This is a genomic window from Methylobacterium sp. E-066 (assembly GCF_022829635.1).
In the GTDB taxonomy this organism is placed as follows: domain Bacteria; phylum Pseudomonadota; class Alphaproteobacteria; order Rhizobiales; family Beijerinckiaceae; genus Methylobacterium.
In genome coordinates this window covers 96,573-102,694 of sequence record NZ_JAKSYO010000215.1, presented here as the reverse complement: position 1 = coordinate 102,694, position 6,122 = coordinate 96,573, and the positions used below count along the sequence as shown (strand labels likewise).

General features: G+C 62.1%; 6 protein-coding genes and 1 pseudogene. 5 read left to right on the top strand and 2 right to left on the bottom strand.

Going from position 1 to position 6,122, the window contains the following annotated elements:
• Positions 1 to 175 (bottom strand): transposase (locus MKL20_RS32865; protein ID WP_244040221.1); only part of this gene is annotated, 175 nt, incomplete at its 3' end.
• Between the two features lie 193 nt (positions 176 to 368).
• Here MKL20_RS32865 and MKL20_RS32860 point away from each other — a divergent pair.
• From MKL20_RS32860 to MKL20_RS32850, 4 genes and pseudogenes are all read left to right on the top strand, one after another.
• Complete coding sequence (locus tag MKL20_RS32860) at positions 369 to 1,673, top strand: HD-GYP domain-containing protein (protein WP_279595127.1); 1,305 nt, start codon at positions 369 to 371, stop codon at positions 1,671 to 1,673.
• A gap of 659 nt (positions 1,674 to 2,332) precedes the next feature.
• Complete coding sequence (locus tag MKL20_RS32855; protein WP_244040215.1) at positions 2,333 to 2,614, top strand: hypothetical protein; 282 nt, start codon at positions 2,333 to 2,335, stop codon at positions 2,612 to 2,614.
• Positions 2,599 to 2,751: pseudogene (locus MKL20_RS33320) on the top strand (GAF domain-containing protein); the annotation flags it as partial. The gene MKL20_RS32855 and the pseudogene MKL20_RS33320, both read left to right, overlap by 16 nt.
• A gap of 57 nt (positions 2,752 to 2,808) precedes the next feature.
• Complete coding sequence (locus MKL20_RS32850) at positions 2,809 to 4,227, top strand: sensor histidine kinase (RefSeq protein WP_244040214.1); 1,419 nt, start codon at positions 2,809 to 2,811, stop codon at positions 4,225 to 4,227.
• 22 nt (positions 4,228 to 4,249) lie between these two features.
• Here the strand turns inward: MKL20_RS32850 and MKL20_RS32845 are convergent, their stop codons facing one another.
• The gene (locus MKL20_RS32845; RefSeq protein WP_244040213.1) at positions 4,250 to 4,654 is read right to left on the bottom strand and encodes a response regulator; all 405 of its coding nucleotides are present in this window, start codon (positions 4,652 to 4,654) and stop codon (positions 4,250 to 4,252) included.
• Positions 4,655 to 4,918: 264 nt separating this feature from the next.
• On the opposite strand from MKL20_RS32845, the gene MKL20_RS32840 reads away from it, so the two are divergent.
• The gene (locus MKL20_RS32840) at positions 4,919 to 6,103 is read left to right on the top strand and encodes a DNA methyltransferase (protein WP_244040212.1); all 1,185 of its coding nucleotides are present in this window, start codon (positions 4,919 to 4,921) and stop codon (positions 6,101 to 6,103) included.
• The last annotated feature ends 19 nt before the right edge of the window (positions 6,104 to 6,122 follow it).

The following is a 6,122-nucleotide window of genomic DNA, read 5'->3' as shown; positions in this document are numbered from 1 at the left end:
AGGGCACACCCTCGGCCCGCGCCGCCATCGGCTGGACGCTCTTGCGGTCACCCAAGCCGATCAGACCGCTCACGTAGAGCGGGCACATAGCCCGACGCGCCGGATGCGACAGTCCCGCAAGGAACGGCTGCAGCCACCGGTTCAGATCCTCACGCCATCCGCCAGCACCTGACATCGCGAGCACCCACGCTCATGGCCGTGGCAGGCGAATCCGCAAAAACCTCCAGCGTTCCCTCAATCTGCCAAAGTAGTGCTAGTTCGCATCGCGAAAAAGGGCTGCGGCTGTGGAAACGACACACGCAAAATCGCAAAATCCTTTCCCAAGTGGCGTTCGCCTTTCCGATATTCTGGCTGCTCTCAGCCACGCCTTGGATCTCACCGAAGGGCAGCCTGTCGGGCATTGCGTGCGTGCCACATACATCGGTATGCACGTGGGGCGTGCGATGGGACTTTCGACGCGCGAGCTATGGGAACTCTACTACACGATCATGTTGAAGGACCTGGGCTGCTCCAGCAACGCCGCTCGGATCTGTGCGCTGTACCTGTCAGACGACATCGGGTTCAAACGCGACTTCAAGACCGTCAGCGACAGTCTCCCGAAGGTGTTGAGCTTCGTGTTTTCACACACCGGGCTGAAGGCTGGTCTGGCTGAACGCTTTCGAGCCGTGCTAAACATCCTCCAGAACGGCGGGACGATCGTCGATGACCTGATCCAGACCCGTTGCCAGCGCGGCGCCGAGATCGCGAAGCGTCTACGCTTCCCACCCGCCGTCTGCGCGGCAATCCATGCGCTGGACGAACATTGGAACAGCACGGGGCGTCCGGACCATCTCGACGGACCGGCAATCCCACTCTACGCCCGCATCGCGCTCCTGGCTCAGGTTGCGGACGTGTTCCATACGGCGGCTGGTCCCGCGGCAGCCCTTACCGAGGTCAGAAGTCGGTCAGGGACTTGGTTTGATCCCCAGGTTGTCGCTTGTTTTGAGCAGGCGACAGCGGCGCCGAACTTCTGGGTGACGCTGGGTTCGGAAGCTGTCGAAGCGGAGGTCTCAGCGTTGGAGCCAACGCAGAGCGATGTCGTCGTCGATGAAGCGTATCTCGACGACATCGCTCGGGCGTTCGCCCAGGTAATCGATGCGAAGAGCCCGTTCACCTCCGGTCACTCCGAGCGCGTTGCCGTCTACGCCGACATGGTGGCGATCGAACTTGGCTTAGAACCCCAACGTCGCCGTTGGCTTCGGCGCGCCGCCCTCCTGCACGACATCGGCAAGCTCGGCGTCTCGAATACGATCCTCGACAAGAACGGTAAGCTCGACGACGACGAGTGGCGTAGCATGCGCGCCCACGCGCTCCTGTCCGAGACGATCTTGACCCGCGTACCTGTCTTCAACGACTTGGCTCGGATCGGCGGTTGTCACCACGAGCGTCTGGATGGACGCGGCTATCCGCGGGGTTTGAAAGAGGACGAGATCACCCTGGAGACGCGCATCGTCCTGGTTGCGGACGTGTTCGACGCGCTCACCGCCGACAGGCCGTATCGTAGTGCGATGCCGCTGGATAAGGCGCTAGGGATCATGCGCGCTGACCTGAACACGGCCTTCGATCCGTCTTGCTTCGCGGCACTGGAGCGGGCGCTTGCCGCGATAGAGGGGGACTTGGCGCGGGCTGCCTGATGTTGATCTACACGCTCACCAGGAGAAGAAGGAGTCGAGACCCAGCATCATGAACGCCAGCGTCGCCCCGGCCCCAATAATCCCCGCCGCCATTACGATGATTTCCACGATGGCGATCTCCGAGGGACTTGTTCGCCGTAAACCGGAGATAGGGCGGCAAAGTTTCCGTGGTGCCCGTTCACCATCTGATGAAGCGATCGAGGGCCGGTAAAGCCGCGACGGTGAGCGCGACAGCCCCGAGCGCTGCAACTAGCATGACCACGAGCGCAACAGACACGAGCAAGCCACTCCCGAACGGTTTCGGGATCAACCTGCTCAGGATGAAATCCGTGCTGTGCGACAAAATGGCCCGTAGGCGCTGATAGGTTCGTTTCCTGGTTGCTCACAACAGCGGTGGCGCTGGCTGAGGGCGGTTTTTCGACAGCCCAACTCGTGGCGGATGAGGTGATCAAGTCCGCTCTGCTGCATGATCCGCCGCTTAGACGCGTCACGATCGATCATTTCGTCGTCGGCAACGATCATGAGCGCCGCCACTCCCAGCATTCTCAAGTCGCCGCCGCTATAGGAGTCGATAGTGATTGTTCGCGGCCATGCTTGGATGTCTGATATGGAGGTTTCGCCGTGGGGTCAGACTTGCGTGAACAAGTGCGCTCCCGGTCATGAATGATCCGATCGTCCCCCCTCTCGTTCAGGACGACGATCGGCTCCGCGCGCTCAATGACCTCAGACTGCTCGACACCCCACCGGAGCAGAGCTTCGACGACATCGCACAGTTGGCGACCCTCGTATGCGCCACGCCGGTCGGGCTGGTGTCGCTCGTGTCAGGTGATCGGCAGTGGTTCAAGGCCCGCGTCGGTTTCCCAGCGTGCCAGACCGACCTCAACGCATCCGTATGCGCCTATAGCCTCTCGGAGTCGGATCTCCGATCATTCCGGACCTGACCGCTGACCCGCGCACGCGGAGCAACCCTCTCGTCGTCAGAGATCCATTCATCCGGTTCTATGCCGGGGCACCCTTCCGCGGGCCGGATGGGCACGTGCTCGGGACCCTGTGTGTCATCGATCACGCGCCTCGGCCCGATGGCCTTGACGAGCGGCAGGCGGATGGCCTCCGGCGCTTGGCCCGACAAGTCACGATGATCCTGCATGAGCGCGCGCAGAACTCGCGGCTGCGCGCCGAGCAGGCGGCCCGCGTGGCAGAAGCCACCCACTGGCGCAACCTGTTCACCCAGCTTCGTGAAGGCTTCGTCGTGGGCGAGGTCATCCGCGACGATCAGGGGCGGGTCACGGACTGGCGCTATCTCGAAATGAACTCGGCCTGGGGGGATCTGATCGGGATCTCGCCCGAGCAGGCGATCGGTCGCACGATCCGTGAGGTGCTCCCAGATGTCGAAGACGCCTGGGTCGAGGAATTCGCCCATGTCGTGGAGACCGGCGAGCCGATCACGCTCATGCGTTACTTGAGCAAGCTCGACCGCTGGTACGAGGGCCGGGCGCAGAAGCTCGGGCGCGATATTTTCACCGTGCTGTTCCTGGAGGTGACAGAGCGAGTAAAGGCCGAGCGCGCCGCACGGGCGCAACAGGCACAATTGCTCACCGTGATGGAGAGCGTGCCCATCGGCATTCTACTGGCTGAAGCGCCGTCAGGCCGCATTCTGATGGGCAACCGTCGTTTGGCTGAGATACTCGGCCACGATACCCTCTACGCGACCTCCAGCAACGCCTACACCGACTTCATCGCCTACCATGCGGACGGTCGGTGCGTGGACGCCAGCGAGTATCCCCTCGCTCAGGTCAGCAGCGGCGCGTGCGACCGTTCCAGCATCGAGGTGCAGTACCAGCGCCCAGACGGCGAGCGGCGTTGGATCGCGATAGCCGGGGAGGCGATCAAGGATGGGCAGGGAGAGTTGGTCGGCGCGGTCGTCGCCATCAGCGACATCGGCATTCGCAAGAACGCGGATGCGCAGCAGGACGTGCTCAACCGCGAACTCAGCCACCGGCTGAAGAACACGCTGACTCTGGTGCAGGCGATAGCCGCGCAGACCCTGCGCAACGCACCGGACATCGAAGCGGCCCGTGATGCGCTCGCCGCCCGCCTCGTCGCGCTCGGCAAGGCGCATGACATCCTGCTGGCCGGACACATCGACGGCGCGTGTGTGCGCGAGATCGTGCACGGAGCCCTCGACCTGCACGACGATACCGGGCTGCGGTTCCAACTCGACGGCCCGAGCCTGTCCGTTGGCCCCTCGACGACGCTTTCCCTGGGGTTGATCCTGCACGAGCTTGGCACGAACTCCACGAAGTACGGGGCGCTGTCCGTACCAGGGGGGATCGTATCTATCGACTGGTCGATCGAAGGCGTCGGCACCGAGGCCGCGTTCCGGTTCACGTGGCGGGAGCGGGGTGGTCCCACGGTGAAGCCACCGACCCGCATAGGGTTTGGCTCGCGCCTGATCCAGCGCGGCTTGTCCGGCGGCGATGTGGTGCTGGCCTATCCGCGTGATGGGGTGACGTGCACGCTGACGACGCTGTTGACGGGCTTACGATCAGGTTGATGCAGGCTCATCTTGCGAGCACTCAAATGCTGCCTGTCTGTCGCGACACGATGGCGTAGGCGGCACTGACAAGTTCAGATCCGTGGCAGGGCTTGCTCCTGAACTGTACGCCGCTCGGGAACTGGCCCAATCTCGGCCGGTCAGCGCCAGAGAGAACGACGACCCCGATCTCAGGCCAACGTGCAATGACGCAACGCACGAACTCATGGCCTCCCATGCCCCCGAGGGGCATGTCGAGGTCCGTGATTACGACCCGGATGTCGTCCCGCGAGGACAGGATCGCCATCGCCTCGTTCGCATGCCGCGCCTCGAACACGGTCATGTTCGCCTCGGTGAACACGTCCGCCGTTGCTAAAAGCAAAAGCGGCTCGTCCTCGACGACGAGCACGCCGATCTGATCATTTCGGAGAGGCGCCAGCGTCGGCACGGCGTCAGGTCTTGGGCTGGTCGAGGTAGGCGGCCACGCTTGTGGGACGCTAATGCCGGTCAGTGGCGCGATAGGCGGGGGAGGCGCATCCGCTTGAAGATCGACACGGACGTGCTTGGCTCGATCCGTCGAACGCGGGTCGTACTGGCCGCAGCGCTCCGGAACCACGAGACGGCCGACAACGCTGCGAGTAACCTGGGTTGCATCGGACGGACATATACGGTTTCACCCTCATGAGGCACGATTTCCGTAAAGGTTCGTCCCATGAATGCGGTGAGGTTGGGTGGCGAACTTCGCCGGGTCCGGCGCGAGGCGAATTTATCGCAATCCGCGCTGGCCGCACGATGCGGGCTTCATCTTGAGACGATAGCAGGCTTGGAGCGCGATCGAGGGACCGTTGCATCGCTCACCGTGGTCCTCACCGCGCTCGGGCACTGGTTCGAAGTTCAATACGATCCGTCTCAGTCGCTTGGCGAGCACCTGGAGGAGCGTCGCCGCAAGATGAGTAAGCACGTGGAGGGGCGCCTCCGAGGGAAAATCACGAAGACACGTCTGGCGGAGATGAGCGGCATCTCACGGCCAAGCTTGGAGCAAGTCCTGACGGATCGAGGTCAGGTCAACACGCTCGTCTCCGTAATGCACGCCCTCGGTCTCTCGCTGAGGCTCGTGCCCGCGACTGCCGCGGCCGAAGCTCCACCACTACGCCTACGATCGCACATTCGCGAGGTTCATCACGGCGACTGTCGTGAAATTATGACTCAACTGGAGGCTGGATCCATAGATGTTGTCTTTACAAGCCCACCCTATAACGCCGGAAAAGCCTCCGAAGAGTCGCTTAACCTCGTAGAGTACCTAGAGTTTGTGCGGGAATGGACCGCCGAACTTCCTCGCCTTCTTAGCCCAAAAGCGAATGTCTGGCTGAACCTCGGCTATACCCTCGATGATGGGCAGGCCGTTCCACTAACGTATCTATATTACCCAATAATGCGTGCGCATGGGTTTCGCCTCGTTCAGGAAATTGTATGGCGCTACGAAGGTGGCATGGCCTACAAGCGCCGCTTCACTCACCGGACTGAACGTCTCCAATGGTGGACCTTAGATAATAACTTCAGGTTCTATTTGGATGCCGTGCACGAGCCGGGCGAGAACAGGACAGATGATCCGCGCAACAACCCGCGGGGGAAGAACCCTGGCGACTATTGGTATTTCGATCGCGTCGCGGCCTCCTCGGCTGAAAAGACTCTGCATCCTTGTCAGACACCTGAGGTCATTATCGAGCGTGTGATCAAGTCTTGCTCCCGCCCTGGACAGATTATTTTGGACCCCTTCGGCGGATCAGGCACCACTGGCGTAGTGGCCTCGGGTCTCGGTCGGGGTTTCATATTAATCGAAAAAGACGAGCAGTACGTCAGCGAGGCAAGTCAGCGACTGGAGGCTGCTGTTGCATAGCATGGGCCTCCCGCCATGC

Coding starts and splice junctions, on each gene's coding strand:
- MKL20_RS32855 (WP_244040215.1), top strand. CDS start 2,333: ATGAATGATCCGATCGTCCCCCCTCTCGTTCAGGACGACGATCGGCTC.
- MKL20_RS32850 (WP_244040214.1), top strand. CDS start 2,809: ATGATCCTGCATGAGCGCGCGCAGAACTCGCGGCTGCGCGCCGAGCAG.
- MKL20_RS32840 (WP_244040212.1), top strand. CDS start 4,919: ATGAATGCGGTGAGGTTGGGTGGCGAACTTCGCCGGGTCCGGCGCGAG.